This is a genomic window from Rhodohalobacter sp. 614A, assembly GCF_021462415.1.
Classification (GTDB): Bacteria; Bacteroidota; Rhodothermia; order Balneolales; family Balneolaceae; genus Rhodohalobacter.
In genome coordinates this window covers 81,252-107,121 of record NZ_JAKEDS010000003.1, presented here as the reverse complement: position 1 = coordinate 107,121, position 25,870 = coordinate 81,252, and the positions used below count along the sequence as shown (strand labels likewise).

The window sequence follows — 25,870 nt, the reverse complement described above, 5'->3', positions numbered from 1 at the left end:
ATATATGAAGGTGGTTATCTATATCATTCGATTTCTGTTGGCATTGTTATTTATCTACTCGGGGATAGAAAAATTATTTTTACCCTATCATTCGGAGGTGTTTCAAGCCAATATGCCCCACTCTGGTGAAGCTTTTTTTGAATTCTATGATTTACTTCAGAAAACGGGATATCTCAGTTTTGTTGGGGTTTGCCAACTTCTTTGCGGGGGACTCCTGGTCTTTAAAAAAACATATCTGCTGGGGGCGGTGATGCTGTTTCCGCTCATGTTGTGCCTGGTAATGACACATGTATTCTTTTCAAAAAATGTAGGATACATGGTTTTTGACAGCACCTTGTTAAGCCTGAATTTGGTGATTATTCTTCACCATTTTCGGCTTCTTCAGGCTACTTTTTTGAGGCCGGCCAAAACAGTGTTATAAGCTTCTCTATATATCATCAAACCATTTATTGATTACATCCGGGAAAAATTTTTATTCAAAAATCAGACATTTATGCAACTTACTATAAGTAACCTTTCTAAAACCTATCCCAATGGGGTACAGGCATTAAAGAATGTATCTCTTACAATTGGGAAAGGTATGTTTGGCCTTTTGGGACAGAATGGGGCAGGCAAATCCACACTGATGCGTACCATTGCAACTCTGCAGGAAGCAGATACTGGGCATATATCATTTGGTGATATTGATGTTTTTAATCAACCGGGAGAGCTTCGAAAAATGCTGGGATACCTTCCGCAGGAATTTGGGGTTTATCCCAGTGTTACCGCTGAAGAATTACTGACTCATATTGCGGATATGAAAGGGATTGTGGCAAAAGGAGAACGCAGGGACATGGTAGATTCTCTTCTCGAAAAAGTAAATCTCTGGGATGTTCGAAAGAAAAAACTCAAAGGATATTCTGGTGGTATGAAACAGCGGTTTGGAATTGCTCAGGCTCTGCTGGGTGATCCCAAACTGATTATTGTAGACGAACCTACTGCCGGTTTGGATCCGCTGGAAAGAAACCGTTTTTACAATCTTCTTTCAGAAATTGGAGAGAACACTGTGGTTATTCTTTCAACTCATATTGTTGAAGATGTTTCAACTCTTTGTAATTACATGGCTATCATCGGGAAAGGAGAAGTTTTACTTACCGGTCAGCCTGAAGAGATTCAGAATTCACTCCGTGGAAAACTTTGGGAGAAACAGATCAAAAAAGAAAATCTGGAAATCCACGAACAAGAATATGCTGTTATTTCCTCTCACTTTCATCTTGGAAGATTAATCATCACGGTAATTTCTGATGAGGAACCAGGCAATGGTTTCCGGCAGAAAACACCTTCACTGGAAGATGCTTATTTCAATATTCTGTTCACTCAAAATCAGCCTGTATTATCATGATCAGAACGATCCTTCCCTTTGAATTTACGTACAGATTTTCGAAACCTATCACCTATATTTTTCTATTGATGTTGGTTTTTCAGGGCGTCTGGTACACCATTGGTACCTACAATTTTTACATCAATGACGCCACGTTGATGAATGCTTCGGGCATCTTTTATCAGAACCTGTCAGGTACAGGGATGTTATTATGTATCGTTATTGCAATTATCACCGGAACGGCACTCTTCAAAGATATTGAATACAAATCCGCTGGAATTATTTATACCCTTCCTATCCATGAGAAAAAATATTTTCTGGCAAAATTCAACGCTGCTTTTCTTATCAATGTTGTGATATGTATGGGCTATCCGCTTGGGATGATTCTTTTGCCTTATCTTGGTGTGGCGCCGGCCGAACAGTTTGGGCCTACACCCTGGGGACCGTTAGTTCATGGATTTTTGATATTCACCATTCCCAATATTTTACTGCTAACCACAATCTGTATTGCGGGAGTTGTGTTCTTCAGAAATATGACGGCCGGTTATGTAGGTGTTTTTATGATCATGGTTTGCTTTTTGATTGCTGAAAGCACAAGAGAAAATACAACCTACAAAACGCTGATCTATTTATTGGATCCTATGGGATATACAATTACGAGTGATACGGTTCAGAGCATGTCACTTTCTGCAAAGAATTACAGCTATTTCCCCTTACTTCCACTTATGATTGCGAACCGGTTGTTATGGATAGGAATAAGCGCCCTTCTTGGATATCTCTCATACAGAAAATTCCGGTTCAAAAGCTTTATAACGGCAGCGTCTGAAAAAGTAAAAAAAGATAAGTCCGTCAAAACGTCGATACAAAATCAAGATGGTAAGATTCAGCACAGGATAAGTACGATCCCTATACCTCAGATTAATTTCAGCGGAGTAGAAAATATAAAAAAACTATTTCGTCTGGCATGGCTTGAATTAAAAAACGTGATTCGCCCGGCAGGGTTTAAATTGATTATTGGAATTACAGCTCTCATGTTCTTCCTCTACAATTTGATCTGGAATGCAGAATATTACATCAGTTCCAATACGCTTCCTATTACATCTTTGATGACATTTACCCGGCTCCCAAATGGTGTTTTTATTTTAATTTTGTTGACAATTTGGGCGGGAGAATTACTCTTTAAAGAGAAAACGGTAAGTATCTGGCAGATCACAGATTCATTACCTGTCCCGACTTGGGTGACCTATTTTTCGAAATTTTTTGCGATGGCCGGCGTCGCATTTTTAATGGCTACAACTTTGTTTGTGTGTGGCGTTCTTGCTCAGGCTGTTCAGGGTTTTTTTGATATCGATTGGCTTCTTTATATAGAAGATATATACGGCTTTAAAATGGGCTGGATGACCTACATTTTTATGATTGCACTCGCTTTCTTTTTAGCGGGACTTACCGGCAGTCGTTTTGCGACCCATATTTTGGGAGTCGCTATTCTCCTGTTTCTTCTTATTTCAGAAGATTTGGGACTCATTGAACAGATTCGGTACTATTTTCCATTTGTGCCGGGTTCAGCCGATTATTCAGAAATGAACGGATACGGCATTTTTGGGGTGGCAGCAAACTATTATGCTTTGATGTGGGGCTTGTTGGTTTCAGCGATGCTACTGACCGGTGCCTGGTGGTGGAGCCGCGGTGCCGAAAAAAGTTTCCTGAAACGAATGGACATTCGTAATCCCCAGCTTTCCATTTCTGGAAAAGTAGCAATCCCCATTTTGCTGATTGGCTTTGTGTTTTTGCAGAGTTTTATTGTGGAGAACGTGAATGAAACAGGCAACTTTCAAATCGAGGACCAGGAAGAGATGGAATCTGCTGAGTATGAAAAGCGGTATAAATATCTGGAATCGGCACCGCAGCCAACCATCACCGGACTGGATGTATCGGTTGATATTTTTCCACAGGAGAGAAAGGCCAATTATCGTTTTACGATGCGTCTTCTAAATCCGACGCAAACTTCGATTGATACATTGCATATAAGCCTAAAAGATTTTGTATCTATATATTCATTTTCTTCACAAGGAGAAGCATTACAAAACATTTCTTCTGATGAACGTCATCAGCAGTACGCATATCTGCTTCCGTCTTCTCTGGCACCAAATGAAGAGATGGAAATAGAAGGGGAGTTGAGCCTCCATTATGTTGGTTTCAGCCAAGGTGATCCGCAGTCTGCTTTAACGTTTAACGGTTCTCTGATGGGCAGAGATATCCTTCCGGTGATTGGATACAATTCAGAAAAAGAGCTGACTGAAAATAGAACGAGAAAAGAATATCAACTTTCTGAGTTGTCGTCCCGCATGGCTTCGATTGAAGATTCGTTATCTCTTCGGCAAGATGTTTATTCGGCAGATGCCAATTGGCATAAAGCAACGATTCAAGTAAGTACATCATCTGCTCAAACCGCATTTGCTCCCGGAATTCTTCAGGAGCAGTGGAATGAGAACGGGCGAAATTACTATCGGTTTGAGATGAATCAGCCATCGCCTATGCAATGGTATATCGGCTCGGCAACGTATCAAAAATATGAAGCAGATATTTCAAATACTGATCTGACGATATTGCACGATCCTCGGCATACTTACAATGTAGAATCGATTGAAGACGCTGTTCAACAAGGAATTACATTTATTGAAGATCATTTGGATTCATACCCATATTCTACACTGACGGTTGTGGAAGTTCCTTTTTATGAGGAAGATGATTTTTATGCCTATTCCAATATCATCACAATTTCAGAAAAACAGGGATGGACAGCTGATGGCAGTAAACAGGAAGATCTGGCTGATATCTACTACAATATTGTTCGAGAACTTGCAAAGCAATGGGTGTTCCAAAACATAAAAATTGCTGATGTCCGTGGGGCGGATATGCTGCGTGTGGCTCTGCCCGAGGCCGTTGCTCTTCAATTTATAAAAGAAACATTTGGCGAGCAGGTATTGGGCGATTATATCCGGCGTAAGGAAGATCGCTACAAAAAAGACCGAGGTGGTGAACCCAATTTTGAACCTGCTTTAGTTGATGCTGATGGGACTGATTATCTGGAAGAAAATAAGGGAGCACTGGCCATGTACAACCTTATTAAACAAATCGGTGAAGAAGAATTCTATACAATGCTGACGGACTGGACAGGTTCGGTTAATTCCGAGCAACAAAATGCAGTGTTCAAGGATTTTTATGTAGGGTTAAAATCAGTGTTAAGCTCTGAAGAGCAGGAAAGGGTAACAGCTATATTTGAAACGGTAGAGTGAATTCAAATATGTGCCATTGGAACATGTTTAACAATAAGAATCCAGAATATATACAATAGATCATGCCCAGAATGCCCAAATGGATGGCGGATGCCTCTGAAAAGTTTTTTGGCAAATATGTTCATCCTGTCAAAGTAACGGGTATAACATTTTTGCATAAAGATCTAAAGAAAGTTCGTTTTGAAGGAGATCTGTCTGATACGGACTTTACACCCGGAAATGTCATTGAATTCAGAGTTAATGATAGAGATTTCAGGCATTATACCCCTTCCTTCTATCATTCTGAAGAAGGAGTCTGTGAGGTTGTTTTTTTCCTTCATGGAAAGGGACCGGGAAGCTTGTGGGCAGAAAATCTTAAAGAAGGAGATACGGTTAAGTTGCTGGGACCGGGCGGAAAACTAAATTATAATAAATCCAGTTCAACACATTTTCTGTTTGGCGATGAAGCCTCTTTGGGGATGGCCATGTGTTTACAAAAAACTGCCGAATTATACGGTCAACAATTAAGGATTCTTCTTGAGATGGAATCCCATCATGAAATCTGGATTAATTTGATAGGCGGTAAACATGTGTATGTAGAGCAATCTGTTCAATATCCTGCACAATATGCTATTGAATCCCTTAAGAAAACTGATTTTGAATTATGGAGCTCAGATCATCCCACGGCTATTTACTTAACCGGAAGAGCAAAATCGATACAACAGCTACGTCGGTTTTTATTATCAAAAGGAGTAAGTAAAAAACAAATTCAAACCGAACCTTATTGGGCAGACGGGAAAAGAGGGCTTTGACGATATTCTTTTCTTGATTTTTTGAGCCCAGGCTATCTGAACTCCTAAATCCTAAAAAATCTTTTTTGAGATATTTTAATCTACATTCTCCGGCGAAAGTTCAATGGTTTCTGCGTTTGGCACCGCATCATACAATACGTAGGTTCCGGTATCATCTTTCATCACTTCTGCTTCATTCATAGCATCCCCTTGTCTTACGGAGATTGAACTCCACTCTGTAGGAATATAGGTTTTGAGGGTGAGGGGGTGATTGTATAAGTGCGGGTCAAGGGAATGAGTCAGATTAACCGAAATGCGGTCATTATCATAGTTGGTTTCAACATCTGCGTTCATTCGTTCGCGGATATATTGAGTGACATCTTTAAACGTGGCGACCCAAAGGTCATCAGTTTTATCGGCCATATATCCAAAATATTCTGTTAGTTCTGATTCTGTAAGCGGCTCCCATCCAATGCCTTCCACACCGTGGATTACAAGAACAAGCCAGATATTATCTTTTTCAAGAGAGGTATCCACCCATGATTTCATTGTCTCCATGGGCGTATCAGAAAGTGTACCTCTTTGCCACTGAACGTATTCATTTTGTGATTGAGTTGGATCTTCATCGCTCGAGCGGTTCAACTCATCCAGCCATGAATGCGGCATTCGGTTCCTCAAAGCAGGATACAATTCATAAGCGTATTCCATCACACGTTCATTTTCAGTGCCAAAAGGGCCCTCGGCAGAAAACGTATGCTCCGGACCAAGATGGTTCAAAATATCTTCCCGGCTTTTCACCAGTTCATGATGGATATTGGCCGAATCCAATACGGCAAGGTAGGGATGCAAAATCGTGTGGCTGCCAATTTCATGTCCTTGGTTTGCGACTTCCTGAAGCTCATCCCACGTGATGAGATCCACATTCATATCCTCAATGGCCAGGACGTCATATAATTCCTCATCGTATGTTGTATCCGGGACAAACTCGCCATTTCTAACCCGTTGGTAGCCCTCATCAATAGCACTGATGGCCTCTTCGAGATTGCCTGATTCCATAGCTTGTCCGGCCCGGTTGTGATATTGATAGGTGCCGTCTAATCCTAAAAAGCGAATCGCCGAGGCGCGTTCAAACAGGTTCTCTTTATTTGTTGGAATGTCGGCTGTTTCGGCAATAATTTCATCTACCGGTCGCCCTACAAATGTTGGTTCATATTGCGATCCGGGAATAGCTCCCGTAATCACATAAAATGTGCCAGGCAGATTCAGTTGGTTCATGATGGGAAGAGCAACACGGAATTGGTTGATGGTACTGTCATCATAAGTGAGGGAAGCAGCCGCCCGCTTTCCGTCTTTCCATTTCATGATTTCAGTTTCGCTGACTTGTTCCCGGTCACAGGAAAAGTTGACACAAAGAAATAGAACAAGACATATAGCAGAAATGATTTTCGTGAGCATAGCAAGAAGGAACGTGAATGTTTATTTGAGAGAGTATGACGAATTAGACTTTAAAAAACAAAGAGTAACAAAAATACGATGGTCTGTAATCAAAAAGGTAAGATCAAAATGAATGTCTGAAAATCATGTTTTCATAGAAAATGACTATGAGTCAAAAAAATCAAAACCAAAACAATGAAATCTACGTAAATTGGCAGGGCTAAAAATTCTAACTACTTATTAAACAATAAAAAAGGGGTAACTTTGAAAGCGATCGTATGCACGAAATATGGAGGCCCGGAGGTCTTACAATTAAAGGAAGTAGAGAAACCCATTCCCAAAGAGAACGAGCTTCTTGTCAGGGTTCACTCAGCAAGTGTTACCAGGGCAGACGGGATGATGAGAAAGGGCGAACCATTATACGGACGAATTTTTCTGGGATTCACCAAACCTAAGCATCCAATTCCGGGAACGGGGTTTGCAGGAGTCGTTGAAGCCGTTGGATCTGAAGTCAAACATTTCAAAACAGGGGAGAAGGTTTTTGGAGAATTGGGGGTAAACTTTGGAGGGAATGCCGAGTATGTTTGTATCGCGGAAGACGATTTGGTGATGAATATTCCACCGGATATGGGGTTTGAGGAAGCCGCCCCGATCTGCGACGGAGCTCTTACCGGAATGAACTTTTTGAAGAACATCGGCAAGATTAAAAAAGGACAGCGGGTTCTCGTTAATGGAGCATCCGGTGGATTGGGCACTTCAGGTATACAGCTCGCAAAAGTATTTGGTGCGGAGGTAACGGGAGTCTGCAGTACATCAAATGTGGAGTTTGTAAAAGAGCTCGGTGCCGATCATGTGATTGATTATAAAAAGGAAGATTTTACTAAATACGGTGAGGAGTGGGACATTATTTACGATACCATCGGTAAAAGTTCATTCTCAAGCTGTAAAGGTGTTCTTTCTGAGAATGGAGCCTATATTTGCCCCGTGCTTGGAATGCCATTATTATTCCAGATGATGAGGACATCTTTGGCTGGCAAGAAGAAAGCCAAATTTTCAGCTACCGGTTTGATGCCTGTTCCCGAATTGAAAAAAATGCTGAAAGAACTGATCGTGCTTTTTAAAGAGGGGAAAGTAAAAACAATGATTGACCGCCGATACTCCCTGGAAGAGACAGCCGATGCTCATCGATATATCGACAAAGGGCACAAAAAAGGCAATGCGGTTATCAACATCCATTCATAAACCGGGGAAAGAATATGAATTCATTTAAAAAGAAAGCGAGAATTGCAGGCGCTTTATATCTGGTGATTATTGTGTGTGCCGGTTTTGCTGAAGGTTTCGTCCGCGGAGGATTGATTGTTCCCGGCGATGCTGTCACTACAGCTCAAAACATTTTGGCCTCAGAAGGATTATTCCGGGCCGGATTGGCCGCTGATTTGATTGCTTTTTTGTGTGATGCCGTCGTTGCAATTCTGCTTTATGTGTTATTGAAACCGGTTAGCAAAACCCTCTCATTGATTGCGGCGGCATTTCGGTTAATCGCACATCCTGCAATTGGCAGTTTAAACCTGTTGAATCATTACGGTGCACTCTATGTGTTGAAAGAATCGGTTTTCTCAGGAACTTTCGAAACGATCCAGTTACAATCAACCGCGCTTTTGTTCATGGATTTTCATAACTACGGATACTTAATTGCCGGCGCTTTTTTTGGAATCCATTTATTGATTCTCGGCTATCTTCTCTACCAATCCGAACTGTTTCCAAAAGTGTTGGGTATTTTGATTGTAATTGCCTCATTCGGATACCTCATTGAAAGTTTTGGGTTTACTTTTTATCCGGAATATGAAACTGTTTTTGCCACTTTGGTTGGATTTACGGCCGCTATTGGGGAGGTGGCGCTTTGCTTATGGCTGTTAATTAAGGGAGTTCGTGAGAAGCAATAGTTTTGTCCGGAAATAGTTCGTGTTATTGATGCGCTTTTTTGAGGCCAAGAAGAAGAAGTATTTCTAAAAGAATCAATCTACAGATTCCAATGTATACCACCCATTGTCCAGCGTCCGGGCATTTGAGCTCCCAAAATTTCCTGGTAATCCGTATCAAAAAGGTTGTGAATTTTCATGTAAAGACTGAGCCTGTTATTTGTAAAAGGCATCACTTCCAATTTCAGATGACTTAGAAAATAGTCGGATTTAACACGTCCGTTAATGGCGGATATTGTTTCAGCATTTCGCTTAATCAGATGAGATGCCGAGGTGATTCCAAAGTAGTTGCCCTGATACGAAAGAGTAAAACTCAGGTCATGTTTGGGATGATTGGCGATGTACTTCGAAACCTCACCGGCGGCATTTGTTGTATGCAAGTAGGTGTAATTTATTTCAGGATGGAAAAAACGATTTCCAGAGAGCGCAAAATATTTCCCGATCAGAGATTCAATTCCAAATGTTTGGCTGTCCGATACATTTGTGGCATAATAATAATCGGCATCGGGTTGGAGATTATCGTTATTGGGAATAGAATTTGAGTTGGTTACCGTGTAATCAATCAGGTTATCAGATGTTCGGTAAAAAACTGTGTTGCTTACGGTTAGACCGGAAATAGGATAGATATCTACCCCAAAATCGAGTGTGTAAGACGTTTCGGCTTTCAGATCCGGGTTACCCAAGTTTCTGCCCGGCGAGACGCTTTCGCCTTGTGTGGAAACATATTTTTCTGTGAAATCACCGGCACGGATTGCTTTGCCAAAAGAACTTCGGAAGGTGATATTCTCCAGAGGATAAGCCAGGCTGATTTGGGGAAGAAATTCGGTTCCAAATTTTTCATCGTGTTCTAAACGAACGCTTGCCGTTCCAATAAGATTTTCTGTGAGCTGTTTGGAAATAATACTGTAGAAACCAATAGAGCTGGTTTTGTGGTCTCCACGATCCGTACTTTCGATCGACCGGTGCAATGCCTGCGTTCCGAATGAAAGTTGGAGGCCGGGATTCAAATTCATTTGGTGATTCAAAGAAAAGGCAAACTGACCGCTTGAATGCTCATTCGCAGGTGAATCAGGATTGAACACATAATAGTCGCTTCCGGTTTTATAGCCAAGATTCAGGTTTGTTTGGTGCTTGTCAGAGGTTCGATCCAGCGCCAATTGTGTCCACCAGCTATCGGTTTTTTCGTAAGATTCATCAAAAGTACTTGCTGTGTAAAAATATTTCGAACTGAAATCACGGTTATCATATCCCACCCTCGAATAGAGTCTCCATTTTTGATTGAATTGATAAGCCGCAGAGAGGGTATAGGTTTGCAGGTCAAAATAGTTACGGTATAAACTGTCGGCAGATTCTACCTGGCCAAAATTGGGATTTTGGAAAGTTTCTCCATCAGAAATACTGGTTTTAATTCCTCCTGAAATCTGAAGTTTATCCACTTGGGAATAAAAACCGGCATCCGCAAGAAATAGTGCATTTTCACCATATCCTATTTCACCGGACGTATCCAATTGCCGGCCTGTGCCAGAGTTGTTAACGTATGTTTTTGTTTTGATATGGATGATTCCGCCTACAGCATCAGCTCCAAAGGAAGTGGCTGCGGGTCCCCGAACGATTTCAATTCGCTCAATTTCCGACATTGAAACCGGGATATTATTATTGAAATGAGCCGTTAACGGATCGTTAATCCGAATTCCATCAACCATCACCAACACTTGTGCAAATGTACTGCCCCGCATTCCTATGTCGGCCTGCACGCCAAAAGCATTTCGGCTATTCAGATTCACACCGGGAAGAGATTGCAGCAGTTCATCAACAGAAGAAACCGGCATCACCTGGAGGTCATCCTGGGTAAGGATCGAAACACTTTTACCGCTTTTCTTTATGGATGTAGGAATTCGGGTGGTGGTGACTTCAATAGAGTCTAACTCGGCAGTGATTTGAGCGAAAGTAGGTGAAGTTGTAAGAGCCAGAACAAAAAGCAGTAGTAGTGGGAAAATGCGCCACACGGGAAATATCATTGTATACATTTTTAAAAATCAAAAGACTAAAATACCATATTATCTGAATAATTATAGCAATTGCATGCAGTTGAACGAACTATGCATTAAAAGTCACTTTTTGGGAAATTCGGTTGAAAGATGGAGATGATCAGACTCGTAGGCAGACTTTGTTTTAATCTTTGATAAGGTTTTTTACATCTGAAAAATAAATGTCATCGCAAAGGACAAGCGGCTTTTTTAAACGCCAGTGCTGTTTGGGTTCGCCATAGAAAAAATCATCTTTAGTGAAGTATTCTTTGACTTCTCCGGATATCAAGTCACGTGGATATAAATCCTGGGTTTTTGCGATGGCAAGGGCAGCTGCGATATCCCACAAATGAGCAAGCGTTAATGTAGCTGTAGCCTTTCCGAGGCTCACAAAAAGCATATCTGCGGCAGTACTTCCAAGCAGGCGGATATTGCTTGCAAAAGGATTTTTTCGGTCTACATTTTTCCCAATCACATAATGATTCGGGACAAGCAGAGACGAAATAGATTTTTCCGGATTCCTTTGGATTTTGGTCTCCTTTCCTGAGTGGATATTCCTTAGCCAGGTTGATCCTTCATGCGTAAAATAAACCTCAGAAAATGCAGGAAAACTGATACTGCCCGAAACCGGTTCGTAGCCTTTCTCGGTTCGTTTAAACAAACCTACAGATACCGCAAATAACGGAAGACCGGCAGCAAAGTTCATGGTACCGTCAATGGGATCAACCGACCATAGATATTCGCTTTGGAAACATTTTTCTATTTCTTCGGGATCCTTTGGAGCCGATTCTTCGCCTATGATTGTAGACTCCGGAAGTAATTCCTTTAATCTGGGAATTAAAATATTTTCTACTTCACGATCGGTTTTTGTTACAATACTTTCATCCGGTTTGATGCTGATTTCATGCGCGGAATGGAAATTTTCCACGATCATCTCATTTACATCTTCAAGTATGGCAGCAACCTCTTTTCCAAACATGCGTTTTCTCAGTTCATTTGTTAAGTAAAACTACTGTTGAAAATAGTAAATACTGATCCCCAATGTATTGATTTGGCTGAGGTTTTTTGAGTAAAATGAATAGATAGCGATCATCCCCAAAGCTCAGGAGAGGGTGGATGGACTCCGGCTTCATCAAATTTCAGAGGATTTGTACGGTCTTCAGCTAAAAGCAATGGCCCATCGAGGTCCGTAAAAGCCGATCCCTGGGCCAGTAAAACGGCCGGCGCCATTGCTAATGACGTTCCAACCATACAGCCGGTCATAATTTCATAGCCTTCAGAAAGGGCTTGTTTTTTGAGCGCCAATGCTTCGGTCAGTCCACCGGTTTTATCCAGTTTGATATTGATCATATCATATCTCCCTTTTAAGGTTGGCAGGCTATTACGATCGTGGCAGGATTCATCCGCACAAACGGGTAACGGCCGCTCAATTTCTTCAAGAAGTTCATCCTGACCGGCGGGTAGTGGCTGCTCGACCATCGAAACGCCAAGATCAAGAAGGTGAGGGGCAAGGTCTTTATAAACCTCAGCGGTCCATCCCTCATTGGCATCCACAATAATATGCGAATCGGGCGCGCCAGCTCTCACGGCTTCCAATCGCGGCATGTCATCCGGAGTACCCAGTTTAATTTTTAACAACGGGCGAAATGCATTTTTGGAAGCTGCCGCTTTCATTCGTTCGGGAGTATCCAGCGAAAGAGTGTAGGCAGTAATTTCCGGCCCGGGATCGGGGAGCCCGGCCAGTTCCCAAACTCGTTTATTCTGAGTTTTTGCTTCCACATCCCAAAGAGCACAATCTACTGCATTTCGTGCCGCACCCGCCGGCAGAAGTTCCTGAAGTGTGGTACGGTCAAACTCGTTCGGCAGCGATTGAATTTGGGATGTTACACTTTCCATACTTTCGCCATACCGGGCATAGGGAACACATTCGCCCCGCCCGGTAATTCCGTTTTTGGTGATCTGAACGGTCAGAACCTTCGCTTCCGTACGCGAACCCCGCGATATCGTAAAAACTTCTGCAAGAGGAAAGGATTCCGGTTGAATAGCGATCTCCATCACATTCATGAATTACGTGATTTTTTCAAGTTCATCCACGAGACGGGCAGCTCCCTGGCGGTATGGGTCAACAGTTGGGAGGCCCATTCGGTTCTCTACTTCAGCAAGATATTTCTTTGCTTCTTCTTGATTGAGAGATGCGGTGTTCACTGAAATTCCAACAACTTTGCAGTCGGCATTTACAACCTGTGCAATCTTGAGTGAAAGATCACGCACTTCTTCCAGGGAGGGGAGACCAAAAGTTGGAATCCCGCGCATGTGCGTTCGTGTGGGTTCGTGGCACAGTATAAGTGCATCCGGTTGTCCACCATGAATTAAAGCCATAGTTACACCGGAAAAAGAAACATGAAACAGAGAACCCTGTCCTTCAATCAGATCCCAGTGATCCGGGTCATTATCCGGGGTAAGCCATTCTACAGCACCGGCCATAAAGTCGGCAATAACAGCATCCAGGGGAACGCCGTCACCTGTAATTAAAATTCCGGACTGACCGGTGGCCCGAAAATCTACATTCATGCTGCGCTCTTTCATCTCCTTTTCCAGGGCGAGTGTTGTATACATTTTACCGACAGAGCAATCTGTACCAACTGTGAGACAGCGTTTCCCGGATCGTTTTTCTCCCGTTGCAATTGGGTAGGTCTGATTGGGTATGCGAACATCAAAGAGTTCCTGGCCGTATTTTGCCGCAGTGGCCGCCAGGTGAGGATTGTCACGCAGGCGGTTATGGAGGCCGGAAGCGAGATCAAAACCATTTTCAAGAGCTTCTACCATCACATCTTTCCAGGATTCGGAGATGACTCCGCCGCGGTTGGCTACACCAATAACCATCGTTTGTGCACCGGCTTCGCGGGCTTCATCAAGTGTCATGTCCGGCAATCCCAAATCGGCATTGCATCCAGGCAGGCGTAATTGACCAACGGCATATTCAGGACGCCAATCACAAATTCCTTTGGCTACTTTAGCTGCGAGCTGATCGTGAGCATCCCCTAAAAATAATAAATAAGGTGTTTTGAGCATTGAGCAAATATTACTTTCATTGAATTTAAGAAACGACAATGATAGCAATAAAAGACTGAATCTTCCATTTTCCTTACATGATGGATGCAGTTTTTTGAAGAATGTAAGCAAACATGCATCAACTCTCTGACTGTGCGCTCTTTTGATTTACCCGAAAGCTCTGTTGAGAATTCATGACTCTGCATTTTCTGTGACAGGGAAGTTTCTAAACTTTGGATGTAGAAATAGAGCAAAACCCATACTTATAAAGGCAATATTTCTGAATGTACTCCCCACAATCTGAAAGATTTCAGCAGTTCCAAGTACTCCCACCAACAGGTTAATGCAAAGGCCAAATAAAAGAATAAATCCCGTCATTTGTGGAAATATACGAGCGCGAATAACACTGATACTGAACATCAATCCCCCAACGATCATCAGGATACCATGAGCCGTATATATTAAACCTAATTCTTCCCAAAGCCGGCTGTAATCAGAAGTAGATTGAAACAGGGCAAACAATGTTGTTCCGGTAAAAAAGATAAATGAGAAACCGTATAAGACAGCACCCCAAAAACTGATCCATCCACCTCTTTTTCTCTGGATGGAGTGAAGGCCGAGAATCATATATGGAATGATCAGAAATGCCACGTAATTGATAGACAATTGTGCATCTGAAAACTTCCCACTCCAGACCTCCATGATATCAGAAAGCAGGTGGAGACCCGGCCCGATGATAGCTGCAAATCCGATCAGTTTTCTCATTTTGTGATCAGACATTTTTTTAAATGTTATTCTTTCATGTTAAATGCATCATGAAATACCACTTGTCCCTCCGGTGTTTTGTCCGTAAAAGGTAAGACAAGGAAGGCCTCCTGTGGAACTCCCTCGTATATAAGCTCTGGAATATTTCGGAACCCAAATTGAGGGTAATATTCCGGGTGCCCGACAAGAACACAGCCTTCGGCTCCAATTTCTCTCAGCATTGACAAACCCTGATGAATAAGATTTTTCCCGATTCCCTGGTTTTGATAATCTGGCAAAACAGAAACGGGCCCCAGGCCATACCAGTGCTCGGTGCCATCAGAAATTGTCACGGGTGAAAAAGCGATATGGCCAACAATCCTGCCATCAATTTCTGCAACGAGTGAGATTGTTAAAGCACCTGCATGGCGCAAGGCATTGATGATAAGGTGTTCCGTTTGGTCACTGATTTCGAGATTCTTGAATGCCTCTCTGGTAACCGTTGAAATAGATTTAAAATCTGACTCTCTTTCCTTTCTGATTGTCCATGCTTTCTTCATATTGCTTTGTTCTGTTCGCATTATGATTTGTCTCAGCCCATTTCATCTGGAACACAATATGTAGAACAGTAAACCAGATGAATGTCTACAAATGAAATTTAGCATTTTGTCTTATCGCCACAAAGAATGAGTGGACAAGACCAGATATTATGGGAACCGGATTTGGTTTTTGTTATTACAATAGCTGAGTAGATATACTTTTTCAAAAAGTACTATTCAGTATATAAATTGGTATTTTTTGAAGTGATATAAAAAAAATAGTACCCGAAAAATGGTTAAATGGATCAAATTATTCATCATCCCTATTGCAAGTGTTTTACTTGTAGGTTGTGAAAGTACTCCAAAGGAAAAGGAGACTGATAACACGACTGCATCCAACGATTCAACCGCATATAGAGGCTGTAATAGCATCGTAACAGAAAATCCCTATGATATTCCAGCTCAACGGTTTGATGAAACCGCTCAACAATTAGCACATGCCTCGGGTTGTTTCATAGAGACAGATCTTTCAAAAACGGGAGCCATTTGGGTGAATGCGGTGAAAGGCGAAATGAGTATCCGCGATGCCGTTTTAATGGCTATCAGGAATACTGAACTCGAGATGAAAGAAGAGATTTCTGAAATACTTGTGATTGGATTATTAGACTCCCTGAATACCGATTCTGATTAGTCTTATTACTACGAACATAAATCCGGAATATCATTTATGCTTTTCTAAGAAGCGTGATGCCGCTGACAAAAGCCAGGCCAATCAATCCCATTGCTACGGCTATAGCTAAACCAATATTCCCGCTATAATCCATAACTATTCCTTTGATCAGGTATAATTGTGATATTATTCTGCGTCCTTAAGCTGAGCATAATTCCTGGAACAGATCATTTCTAAGGAATGTGTATCGATGTTATCCGTATCATTAATAGCAAACAGTAAAGTTGGATGATCCTTTCCCCGTAATTTTATTTCCCCAATTTTTTCCAGAGTAAATGGATGTTCGTCTGTCAGAAGTTGTTCAACGTTTTGAGAAATAATCAACGGACGATCCAGTTCATTGCAAAGGCTTTGAATTCTGGAAGCCGTATTAATAGTATCTCCATGATAGGCGATGTCTCGTTTAATATCCCCAACTTCAACGGCAGTAACCAATCCACAGTCCATTCCGGATTTAAATGTTGGGATGATACCAAAGGTTTTCAGGTAAAAATTTCGTCTTTTATAAACCTGGCGGGTACAAGCATAATAAAAATGGATGGCTTGTAAGGTATGGAAAGAGGTTGTATCCCAAATGACCACTACTTCATCACCCACATATTGATAAACTTCTGCATTGAACGAGTCGAGGCATCGATTGATATCAAGAATAAACTCCTGTACGAATTTACTATACTTCTTGTGCCCGAAGATTTCAGCAAGCATGGTGGATGATTTAAGGTCAATAACCATGAATATTTTGTTTGCCAGCCGAGGTTTTCTATAAACTCCCGTAAGCATGGGCAAAACTACATTTATCCCAAATTTCCGCACAACCTGATTGGCAAAAGCAATTAAGATTGATCCTATTGTGTAATGAACCAAGGCCAGGTTAAAAATATACGACCACATGGTGCCATCAAATGAAGCGTCAGGGAGTAGAATCTGGTCTAACAAAAATCTGACGATTGCGAACGTTAGTACAAAAATTAAAAGAGAAAGTAATGATTGAACCGTTAAAGCCTTCCGAACGGATTTTGTGACGAAAAAAAGTTTATTTGTAGCATAATTTGTAATCCCCAGCAGGGTCCCATGAAAGAAAGCCATTCCAAAAGCATACAGAACCAATTCTGTATAGTTCATTTCCACAGAAATCTTGTAGGCTGTAATTATTATCGCATAATTGAGAAATACAAGATTGGCTAAAGAAAAATTATAAATACTCCAGAAGAATATTTGTAATCTCAGATGCTTAAGTAAAGGGGATTTTATAGCGCGTCCTAACAATATGATCTCGTTTATAGAAAATGGACAGTCTCTGTTTATACGGCAGAAACCGTTGCTTTCTGAAAATTGTCAAGCTCTATAAGTTTTGATAAAAATGATCAGGAATCAAATGGAATAAATAACTTTTCTGTTACCCGGATTAATATTCAAAGGGCTTTGTCGAAACATCATCACGGGTGGCCAGTTTGTTATAAAAGGATTTGAATTCCGTCTTATTTTTCAGGTAGGTATCAAAAAACCGAAGTGTAGTTTCAGAAAGAGTTTGATATAAGTTTACCGTCGTCTCCGACACTTTCAAAAGGGAGGGAATACTCAAAAAATCTTCGTGTTTGCTTTCTGAAAAACGGAGATAAAATCTTTCTGAACGGCTCTTTTTGAAATAATTATACTCTCCAGAGGGAATAAACCCATCCAATTTGTTTCCGCTCTCGATATATAAATATGGTGCGGTCATCTTGCCCGGATGAATTAAATCTGAGTTATAGATTTCATTCAAATATGCATTCTCATCTTCACTCTCGCCAAAGTAAAATGTTTCTGTTCCATCGAGAGATACCAATGCATCAATAGTAGGATTTCTGTCCAGGAGCACTGCTGAACTCATGCCGCCCCAACTGGTGCCTAGGACACCGATTTTATCAAAATCAATAGGAAGATCGGTTTGATTCTGTAGTGCTTTTACAGCAAACTCAGCATCATAAACTTGTTCAAGCATGTCCAGTTTATCGTTCGTCATATCTCCAGGATATCGTCCCACTGACCAGATTGATACGACGATATATCCATGCTGAGCAAGATTTTCCAAACTAATATTATTCTCAAATCCCATCCCGTTAAATCCGGCCAAATAGAGAATAAGAGGAAATTTTCCGTCAGCGATTTCAGCATTTGGGTAGCTGTTTGTTTCATAATTCAGCAGAGAATCAGCTTTATCAGGTTCAAGGCCAAGTCCAACGGCAAAAGATTGAGCCAGATTCAATGCCATTCCGGTATAATCATTCTCGTCCTGAAATCGATTTGCCCTGTCTTCAAACGATTCAAGAAAGTCACGAAAGTACATTTTCCCAGTGGAGGAGTTTTCATTTTGAGCCGGGTACCAAACATCTAATTCCAGAGATCGATAATGCAAACGATCGGTAGGTGAAGTATTTGGTTTATAAATGCGGCTTGAATCTGTTAAAGAAATAATTTTAAAACCGGCTTGATAGGAAGGGGCGTCAAGTTCCTGACCATAACCGTTCAATGAAAAAGTAAAAAATACAAGGGCGGGGATTATTGATTTAAGCATTCCACAAAAGTTAAGAAGGGACAGATACTAATAGGAAACATATTCCGGATTATCTTGCGTAATGATTCTTCCAAAAAATTATCGTACCCCGATTCAAGTTTAAAACCAAACATTTCGAAAGAACGGTTTCAACTGGATAATAGTATTAACTTAAATGCTCTCAATTGTTTATAGAGATTTGCTGTAATATGAAAGTCATAAAATTTCCTGACAACTCGTTTTAATTAAAACCGTTAGAACCTCACCTCCGTAACGACTTCAAACCTCGTAAAACCATCTGAATTTAAAAGGGCATTTACATTTTCCCGGCTTACATCAAGCAGTATTTTCGACCGATTTTTAAAAATATACGCCAAGCCGGCAACCCATTGTTGTACAGACAAATGGTTAAGATCTCTATTGTAAAGTTCATCATATCTTAAAGTGACGTGAACGGGAGAATTGAATAGCTTAACATCAGAAAATGCACTCCAACCTTTAAGGCGATAGGGAGAGCCTGAATCAGGATGTACAAATCGGCCTGAACTATCACCTGTACTTTGAAAACCCTGAAATACAAAATTCACTTTTTCCGATTCATACGTAAGTGCTGAACCTATCAACTGAAAGTCCGGACTTTCAGGAATATTTCCTTTTCCAAAAGCTCCCAGGAATGATGTTTGAAAACCGGGAATAGTGCGTGGAAAGAAACGTAAACTCAATCGGGCTTCAAACAATTTATTATTATTCATTTCTAGGCTTGAATAGCCACCGCCATTATATAAACCAACACTAAAACTTCCATACTTAGCGGGGTTTGACTTTAAACCTTTTTGCTGATCAGTTCTTAGTTCATTGCCGATACCGGCCTCAAACTGTAATCCAAAATCGGCCGATGCAAGAATCTCGTTCTGATCGAGCATCATTGGTTTTTGGACACGGAAATCATTCGTGTTTTGTTCAAAATCAATCCACGGACGATGGACTACACCCATTTCAATATTTGGTGAAGTTAAAATTCCAATATCATCCATAGCGTAGTTGAGAAGCGCATATTTTAGACGAAGTTCGATATCACCGGAACCATCTCCCTCTTGGTCAATGGTAATATCCTGGGTAAATCGAATCCCCAGTTTGTCACTCAAATCATTCTCAAAAGTGATGTATCCTCGTTTAACCGTAAATTCATTGGTTTCATAATCTTCATAGAAATCATATTCATAAGAGAGGAAAAATTGTCCGCTCACGCCAATATCCTGAAGCGTTTTTTGGGCCAGAACACGTTCGGAGAATGCAAGAACAAGAAAAAGTTGAGTGATAAAGATGCTGTTTAAAAATGTTTTCATTTTATGTCTGTAAAATCATTTCAGAATTAAAAAAGCCCGCAATGTTTTTGCAGGCTTAGACGATTTCAGAGGATTCTTAAATAGGGCTTAGATGAGGTTGCGGAAATTAATCATCATAAATTTGGCTGATAATTTCTCCGTCTTCACCGATTAAAACATCAATGTCATCCATGCCTTTTGCTTCAAGAGAGAGCAAATATCGGGTTTGTTCTCCTTCTATGATTTTATCAGCATCGTCAATTTTATATCCTTCAAATTCTGTATTAATACGATTGGTAATTTCATCAGGAATTTCCCGGTTTGGAATTTCCTCTTTGTGATAAAGGAGATTTCCATCGCTGTCATATCGTGCCTCATGATCTCTTCCCCAGCGGGTTTCGAATTCAACTTCATAAAAGGAGGGATTTTTCTCCCATTCGATATCACGCGCATTGGAAAAGTCTGAAGAGAATGCGGCCGTCACAGCTTCCGGAACCTGATTTGCAGGCACATCCTGTCCCTTTACTGTTCCGAGCGAAAGAGTAAATAGTGCGAGTAAAAGAATTAAATGTCTCATTGTTCTGTACGTTTATTTGGTTTACTGCCCTGGTTCGTCTGTTTTAGATCTGCCAAATAGAAACTTAAAACAGCATTCCAGGGCTTTATCTTTTGATTACGTACAGAATATATGAGCCAAATTTAGAAACAATTTGGAATCGGAGGGAGCAAAGAAAATTATTTATAAGAAGACCTGGAAACAATGCAATTCATTATAGGAATATTCGATATCGAACTCGTATAAATTGCAGATTGCATGAACAATGGCTAATCCCAAACCCGTACTATTTTTTGTCTCTCTATTTTTTGAAAATCGCTTGAACAATTGCTTTTCATCCAAAGCTTTTGTGTTTGATGTATTACAAATTTTGAATTCTTTTTCTGAGATTTCGATGTCAACTTTTCCTCCTTTTTTATTGTGATGGATAGCATTCACCAGCAAATTTTGGAAAAGAATTTTGGCTAAATACGGATCTGCATACATCGTTGCAGATGAATTTTCTGTGATATTTATAGAAATGTTCTTGTATGATGAAATCTCATCAAGTTCATGTACAATTTGATGAACCATTTCATTGACGGAAGTATATTTATCTTCGGCAAATTGCTTGTTATCAATTCTGCTTAAAAGCAAAAGCGATTTATTTAATTGCGTCAATCGGGATGTGATGTCTAAAACCTCGCCAACCGTTTTTGCATCCTCATCAGCGAGAGTTCCTTTTTCGATTAACAATTCAAGTTTGCTTCTGATGATAGCAATGGGTGTTTGCAGTTCATGAGAAGCATTTTCCGTAAATTGTTTCTGATTGATAAACGTTTGTGTGGTCCGCTCGATTAACTCTTCCGCAACCTTTTTCAACTCCTGGAATTCCCTGGTTCTTGATGAAACATTTGCGAGGTTTGTCTTCTTTTCCAGCCGAAATTGCTTCAGCTCCGTCAATATTTGATAGAAAGGAGACCACAGGCCTCTAAGTACCCAGTTATTCACCACTATGATGGTAAGAATTAGGGCCATGTAAAGCCACACGATAAACCAAAACAGGCTTTCGATCAGATCGTCTTCTTCAACAGTTGAAGAAATGACCTGGTATTTGTAATACTTTCCGTCAACCAGGTAAGCTTCAGAGAGCATTCGAACCTGTTCAAGATCATTGTCATAGGGCAGCGGCATAAGCTCGTCGCTGAAAACTTCTTCCTGATAAACCAAAGCTTCTTGTTCTGTGATAGGAGAGATAGAAAAAACACCGTTCTCAAATGTGGTTGTTTCCAACAGGGAAGGATTTTCTCTGACCCGGGCATTGAGAAGTTCCAATTGGTCTTCCAGGCTGTCATCTACAATATCATAAACTTCATCTCTGAAGTCGAGGTAAAAAATCACAGACCAGATGCCAACAACAACCAGAATGGTAACCGAAAGATATTGTAAAGAACGGTTGAGTAACTTCATTGCAACTCTAATTTATAACCTACTCCGTAAACAGCCTTGATTTCAACATCGGCATCAGCTTTTTCCAGTTTCTTTCGCAGATTTGTAATCTGATAGTAGATGAAATCAAAATTATCAGCCTGATCAATATGATCGCCCCAAACGTGTTCCGCAAGGCCAGTTCGAGTTACGAGTCTTTTCTTATTGGTCAGGAAATATTTAAGTATATCGAATTCTTTTCGGTTGAGATTGATCTCCTGTTCATGAACACGAACTTCCCGGGTGTCTGGGTTGAGACTTACATTGCCAAAATCTATGGTTGATTGTCCATCCAAAGTATTTCGTCTGAGAACAGCTTTTACTCTTGCATTCAACTCCGCCAGGTGAAATGGTTTTGTCAGATAATCGTCGGCTCCTAACTCCAGGCCTTTTAACTTGTCATCCAGCGAATCTTTTGCTGATATGATGATAACGTTTTCACTTTTGCCCTCTCTCTTTAGCTTTTCAAGTAATTGTAGCCCGTTTCCGTTTGACAGCATGATATCGAGCAAAATGCAGTTGTAATCATACACAAAGACTTTCTCGACTGCTGAAGGATAATCATCCGCCGTTTCTACTACATAGTGCTCCTTTTCAAGAGATTCTACAATACTCTTTTGAAGCTGTTTTTCATCTTCAATGACTAAAATTTTCATCGTTTCATAATAAAAGAAGAATCTGGAAAGAATTTGGAATTTGGTGAGTTAAATTAGCTGCCAACGTTGATGCTCATTTAATTCAAAATCCCTGTTGATTTGCACTCCATCAGGATAACAAATATCTAACTGACAATAATGCTAATCGGGCTTATTGTTCGCTGAGTATTCGAACAATGCGGTTGTAAACAATGTTCGACATCATTATTGATTCTCCACCGGTTGTATTCACAAATTGAACAACAACGGTATCCATATCCTTGTGATAACGTGCGATACTCTGGTATCCCGGCAGCCAGCCCGTATGTTCATATTCATAAATTGAAGAGTAAATAGCCTGCTCATCGTCATTCAGTAACGAACCATTATTCAAAGCTCTCAAAAAGATACCCACGTCCTGAGCAGTTGCAATCATCGAGCCGCCGGGAATTAAATAATCAAGACTCCAAAGATCATCTTCATATTGATACCAGTACCCGCTGACAATATTTTCGTTTTCTACATCTTCAGGCAAACTATATGTATTCGTCAGGCCGAGAGGGGCCAGTATTTCTGTCTCGATATATTGATGGTGACTATATCCTAAAATGTTGTCAAGAATACGGCCTATCAACAGATAGTTTGTATTGGAATAACTGTGGCGGGAGTCAGGCGTAAAATCTGCCGGTTTATCTAAGATGATTTCCAGATTTTTGTTTAGGTCTGTCTGGGGAATGAACCAGTCGAATTCTTCCTGGTCAGTGAAATTAGGAATGCCGCTGCGATGCTGTAGTAACATTCTCAAAGTAATCTGATCCGCATATTCAATTCTTCCAACAAGTTCTGGCAAATGATCGGCGAGAGTATCATCCAGCGCCAAGCTTTGGTTATGGGCCAATTTGGTGGCTGCAGCGGCAATATATAATTTGCTGATACTGGCAATTTTGAACAATGCATGTGGATCAGCCAGCGTTCGAGTTCCTTTATTTTTCCAGCCGGCTGAATAAAAAGCCGGCTTTTTACCGGATTGATCTACATAAACAATGATGCCATCCAGACCATGATCAATGGCATCATCAACCTGTTCCTGAACGGTGTCGGGTAATGGCGGTAACCATGCCCATATTCCATCCCAAGGCGGGAATATCACAATAGAGATTATTGCCAGGATTGGCATGATGATTCGAAGAAGCCGGACGATGAGTTTCTTTTTTTCCATGTGCAGTGATTTTTTACAGCCGCTTAATTCCCAAAGTTGAAGCGGTTAGCCTGGTAGTTATTTTAAATTTCTGAACCCGTATTTGCGCCGCCTTAAAAGGTGGATATGTTGATTATTCTGCTGATTATTTGGATATAAAATTATGTAAGGTACTTTTTTAGATCGAAAGCATCCATCTTTGCATTTCATTTTGACGTGAGCCATAATTGAGAAGATGATATAAATAAAATTTTACCTCAATTCTATTTTATATCGGAGTCAGATTTTTAGTATTCTTGGCATGAATTTTAGCAAGAACCAGAACTGCATTTTTATGCTACACATCCATATTCTGTGATCCGATTTTTTTCTGCACTTCTTTTGCTGGTTATTATTTTTGTGGCTTATTTGGCCTTTAACGATATCAAATCGGAGCCAATCGTTGTAGAACCGGAACCCAAAGAAGAATGGGTGATGGATGAATCTTTAGCCATGTACCTGGAAGAATTTGAACAGGGTTTTAAAGATGGCCTGACTGATGAGCAAATACCGGGTGCCGCGGTTGTCTTCGTAAAAGATGGACGGGTTATTTTTCAAAAAGGATTCGGTGTAACAGAGAAAGGAAAGCCTCAAAAAGTTGACGAACACACCGTATTCAGGTTGGGAAGTGTTTCGAAAGGTTTTGCTTCGGTCCTGACGGGAATAATGGTAGAAGAAGGAGTTGTGAACTGGAATGACCCTGTATTCCGTTATTTGGAGGATTTCAAACTGAATGATCCGGAACAAACCAAGCGGATTCAGATCAAGCATCTATTGTCTCATACCACAGGATTGCCACGCCATTCGTATACGAATTTGGTAGAAGACGGACTTTCTTTAGACAGCATCATTCCCCGGCTGCAATACGTGCCTTTAATTTCAAAAGAAGGCAGGCAGGTTTCCTACCAGAATGCAACCTATTCAGCAATTGAAAAAGTGCTGGAATCCCAAACGAATACCAGCTTTCACACACTTCTGGAAGAGAAACTGTTTAAGCCGTTAGCAATGAATCATTCATCGGCAAGTTTTGAGAGCATTCAATCTTCCACGAATAAAGCGTTGCCCCATGTCTATCATTCCAGTTCGAGGGGACGTGTACCCATGTCTATTTCTGAAAAATATTACAATGCAATTTCTTCCGGAGGAATCAATGCTTCGGCCTCAGATATGGGGAAATGGTTGCTATTGTTAACCGGTCATCATCCTGAAATAATTTCCGGGAAAAGGCTGGAAGAAATTTTTGATCCGTTGGCTACCATCCACAACCGACGCTATAGCCGGTATTGGGAAGGAGTGAATGAATCGTATTATGGAATGGGGTGGAGAGTGCTTGATAATCATGGGCAAAGAATCGTATACCACGGAGGATATGTAAACGGCTATCGAAGCGAAATCGCTTTTGCACCAGAAGATGGAGTAGGAATCTGCATTCTTATCAACACTCACTCAAGCTATCCGTTAACTGTTATGCCCGACTTTTTTGATCACTTCAAATCTAATTCTGTGGAAGTTGTTTTAGAGTGAGGTGTAGCAACTTGGCTTTTATATTTGATTCATAAAAGTAGCTGAACTTTTATGGTTAAATTTAAACACGGCATCGTCTCCGGTCATCCCGAAACGTTTGTTAGACGACATCTTTTGGTTTATATTTTGAATACTTAACTACAAACAATCTACTTGCTTTGCTGTCCAAAAAAGCCAAATATGCTATTCATGCAATGTTACGTTTAGCGAAAGAACGTAACCGCGGCCCCATGTCTATTGGAGAGATTGCAGAGAAAGAGAACATCCCACACAAGTTTTTGGAAGCTATATTACTTGAGCTTAAAAGTTCGGGATACATTAGCAGTAAAAAAGGACGAAGCGGAGGATATTATCTGCGTCAACACCCGGATGAAATTAACCTCGCAGATATTCATCGTACGATAGATGGTGCGATTGCTCTGCTTCCCTGTGTTACTTATAACTATTACGAACGGTGTGAAGAGTGCAAGGACGAGAAAACATGTACGATTCGCAAAGCAATAAAAGAAGTGAGAGATGAAACAGTGCATATTTTAAAAAGATATACACTGACCCGTTTGGTAGAACAGGAAGGGTTTTTAGAAGAGTTGTAGTTTTTTTAAAATTAATTCCTATAAACTTGGTAGGTAATTAGGTATTTTGTAGATTCATCCCATTCTTAAA

General features: G+C 40.7%; 23 protein-coding genes. 9 read left to right on the top strand and 14 right to left on the bottom strand.

The genetic code is table 11. The annotated features are described in order from the left end of the window. The first annotated feature begins 4 nt into the window (after positions 1 to 4). The 4 genes from L0B18_RS14240 (at position 5) to L0B18_RS14225 (ending at position 5,447) form a co-directional block, all read left to right on the top strand. Positions 5 to 421: a MauE/DoxX family redox-associated membrane protein gene (locus L0B18_RS14240; protein ID WP_234572464.1), complete on the top strand. Its 417-nt coding sequence runs from the start codon at positions 5 to 7 to the stop codon at positions 419 to 421. Positions 422 to 493: 72 nt separating this feature from the next. Beyond that, on the top strand, positions 494 to 1,381 hold the full coding sequence (locus L0B18_RS14235; RefSeq protein WP_234572463.1) for an ABC transporter ATP-binding protein: 888 nt from the start codon (positions 494 to 496) through the stop codon (positions 1,379 to 1,381). Then, a complete protein-coding gene (locus tag L0B18_RS14230) occupies positions 1,378 to 4,656 on the top strand; it encodes an ABC transporter permease/M1 family aminopeptidase (RefSeq protein WP_234572462.1) in 3,279 nt (1,092 codons plus the stop codon). The genes L0B18_RS14235 and L0B18_RS14230 overlap by 4 nt, the downstream gene beginning before the upstream one ends. A 62-nt stretch (positions 4,657 to 4,718) precedes the next feature. Further along, entirely contained in the window at positions 4,719 to 5,447 is a 729-nt protein-coding gene (locus L0B18_RS14225) for a siderophore-interacting protein (protein ID WP_234572461.1), read from the top strand. A 75-nt stretch (positions 5,448 to 5,522) separates the two neighbouring features. On the opposite strand, the gene L0B18_RS14220 is transcribed toward L0B18_RS14225, so the two are convergent. Continuing rightward, complete coding sequence (locus L0B18_RS14220) at positions 5,523 to 6,788, bottom strand: polysaccharide deacetylase family protein (RefSeq protein WP_234572460.1); 1,266 nt, start codon at positions 6,786 to 6,788, stop codon at positions 5,523 to 5,525. A gap of 336 nt (positions 6,789 to 7,124) precedes the next feature. On the opposite strand from L0B18_RS14220, the gene L0B18_RS14215 reads away from it, so the two are divergent. Together L0B18_RS14215 and L0B18_RS14210 are read left to right on the top strand one after the other, a co-directional pair. Beyond that, positions 7,125 to 8,102 carry an NAD(P)-dependent alcohol dehydrogenase gene (locus L0B18_RS14215; protein ID WP_234572459.1) on the top strand — a complete coding sequence of 326 codons (978 nt, stop codon included), beginning with the start codon at positions 7,125 to 7,127 and terminating at the stop codon, positions 8,100 to 8,102. Positions 8,103 to 8,116: 14 nt separating this feature from the next. Then, positions 8,117 to 8,803, top strand: a complete 687-nt coding sequence (locus L0B18_RS14210; protein ID WP_234572458.1) for a DUF4386 domain-containing protein — start codon at positions 8,117 to 8,119, stop codon at positions 8,801 to 8,803. 77 nt (positions 8,804 to 8,880) lie between these two features. On the opposite strand, the gene L0B18_RS14205 is transcribed toward L0B18_RS14210, so the two are convergent. From L0B18_RS14205 to L0B18_RS14180, 6 genes are all read right to left on the bottom strand, one after another. Beyond that, complete coding sequence (locus L0B18_RS14205) at positions 8,881 to 10,866, bottom strand: TonB-dependent receptor plug domain-containing protein (protein WP_234572457.1); 1,986 nt, start codon at positions 10,864 to 10,866, stop codon at positions 8,881 to 8,883. A 145-nt stretch (positions 10,867 to 11,011) separates the two neighbouring features. Continuing rightward, on the bottom strand, positions 11,012 to 11,845 hold the full coding sequence (locus L0B18_RS14200; protein WP_234572456.1) for an inositol monophosphatase family protein: 834 nt from the start codon (positions 11,843 to 11,845) through the stop codon (positions 11,012 to 11,014). A 110-nt stretch (positions 11,846 to 11,955) separates the two neighbouring features. Next, positions 11,956 to 12,921: an N-acetyl-D-Glu racemase DgcA gene (dgcA, locus tag L0B18_RS14195; protein ID WP_370647596.1), complete on the bottom strand. Its 966-nt coding sequence runs from the start codon at positions 12,919 to 12,921 to the stop codon at positions 11,956 to 11,958. A gap of 12 nt (positions 12,922 to 12,933) precedes the next feature. Further along, entirely contained in the window at positions 12,934 to 13,938 is a 1,005-nt protein-coding gene (dgcN, locus tag L0B18_RS14190) for an N-acetyltransferase DgcN (protein WP_234572454.1), read from the bottom strand. A gap of 171 nt (positions 13,939 to 14,109) precedes the next feature. Beyond that, positions 14,110 to 14,697: a hypothetical protein gene (locus tag L0B18_RS14185; RefSeq protein ID WP_234572453.1), complete on the bottom strand. Its 588-nt coding sequence runs from the start codon at positions 14,695 to 14,697 to the stop codon at positions 14,110 to 14,112. Between the two features lie 11 nt (positions 14,698 to 14,708). Then, the gene (locus L0B18_RS14180) at positions 14,709 to 15,221 is read right to left on the bottom strand and encodes a GNAT family N-acetyltransferase (RefSeq protein WP_234572452.1); all 513 of its coding nucleotides are present in this window, start codon (positions 15,219 to 15,221) and stop codon (positions 14,709 to 14,711) included. 271 nt (positions 15,222 to 15,492) lie between these two features. Between L0B18_RS14180 and L0B18_RS14175 the strand changes: the two genes are divergently transcribed. Beyond that, positions 15,493 to 15,891, top strand: a complete 399-nt coding sequence (locus tag L0B18_RS14175) for a hypothetical protein (RefSeq protein ID WP_234572451.1) — start codon at positions 15,493 to 15,495, stop codon at positions 15,889 to 15,891. Between the two features lie 165 nt (positions 15,892 to 16,056). Here L0B18_RS14175 and L0B18_RS14170 read toward each other — a convergent pair whose 3' ends face one another. The 7 genes from L0B18_RS14170 to L0B18_RS14140 form a co-directional block, all read right to left on the bottom strand. Next, positions 16,057 to 17,052 (bottom strand): adenylate/guanylate cyclase domain-containing protein, encoded by a 996-nt coding sequence (locus L0B18_RS14170; RefSeq protein WP_234572450.1) that lies wholly within the window; start codon positions 17,050 to 17,052, stop codon positions 16,057 to 16,059. A gap of 283 nt (positions 17,053 to 17,335) precedes the next feature. Next, positions 17,336 to 18,484 (bottom strand): alpha/beta hydrolase family protein, encoded by a 1,149-nt coding sequence (locus tag L0B18_RS14165; protein ID WP_234572449.1) that lies wholly within the window; start codon positions 18,482 to 18,484, stop codon positions 17,336 to 17,338. A gap of 233 nt (positions 18,485 to 18,717) precedes the next feature. Further along, a complete protein-coding gene (locus L0B18_RS14160) occupies positions 18,718 to 19,809 on the bottom strand; it encodes a hypothetical protein (protein WP_234572448.1) in 1,092 nt (363 codons plus the stop codon). Positions 19,810 to 19,915: 106 nt separating this feature from the next. Beyond that, positions 19,916 to 20,365 (bottom strand): PepSY-like domain-containing protein, encoded by a 450-nt coding sequence (locus L0B18_RS14155; RefSeq protein ID WP_234572447.1) that lies wholly within the window; start codon positions 20,363 to 20,365, stop codon positions 19,916 to 19,918. Between the two features lie 162 nt (positions 20,366 to 20,527). After that, positions 20,528 to 21,793: a type IX secretion system histidine kinase PorY gene (locus tag L0B18_RS14150; RefSeq protein ID WP_234572446.1), complete on the bottom strand. Its 1,266-nt coding sequence runs from the start codon at positions 21,791 to 21,793 to the stop codon at positions 20,528 to 20,530. Further along, positions 21,790 to 22,467 carry a response regulator transcription factor gene (locus tag L0B18_RS14145; protein ID WP_234572445.1) on the bottom strand — a complete coding sequence of 226 codons (678 nt, stop codon included), beginning with the start codon at positions 22,465 to 22,467 and terminating at the stop codon, positions 21,790 to 21,792. Before L0B18_RS14145 ends, L0B18_RS14150 begins: the two co-directional genes overlap by 4 nt. Positions 22,468 to 22,618: 151 nt before the next feature. Then, the gene (locus tag L0B18_RS14140; protein WP_234572444.1) at positions 22,619 to 23,665 is read right to left on the bottom strand and encodes a serine hydrolase domain-containing protein; all 1,047 of its coding nucleotides are present in this window, start codon (positions 23,663 to 23,665) and stop codon (positions 22,619 to 22,621) included. Positions 23,666 to 23,998: 333 nt separating this feature from the next. On the opposite strand from L0B18_RS14140, the gene L0B18_RS14135 reads away from it, so the two are divergent. Together L0B18_RS14135 and L0B18_RS14130 are read left to right on the top strand one after the other, a co-directional pair. Further along, positions 23,999 to 25,207, top strand: coding sequence for a serine hydrolase domain-containing protein (locus L0B18_RS14135; protein WP_234572443.1), 1,209 nt, complete (start codon positions 23,999 to 24,001; stop codon positions 25,205 to 25,207). A gap of 158 nt (positions 25,208 to 25,365) precedes the next feature. Continuing rightward, the gene (locus L0B18_RS14130; RefSeq protein ID WP_234572442.1) at positions 25,366 to 25,800 is read left to right on the top strand and encodes an RrF2 family transcriptional regulator; all 435 of its coding nucleotides are present in this window, start codon (positions 25,366 to 25,368) and stop codon (positions 25,798 to 25,800) included. Positions 25,801 to 25,870: the final 70 nt, after the last annotated feature.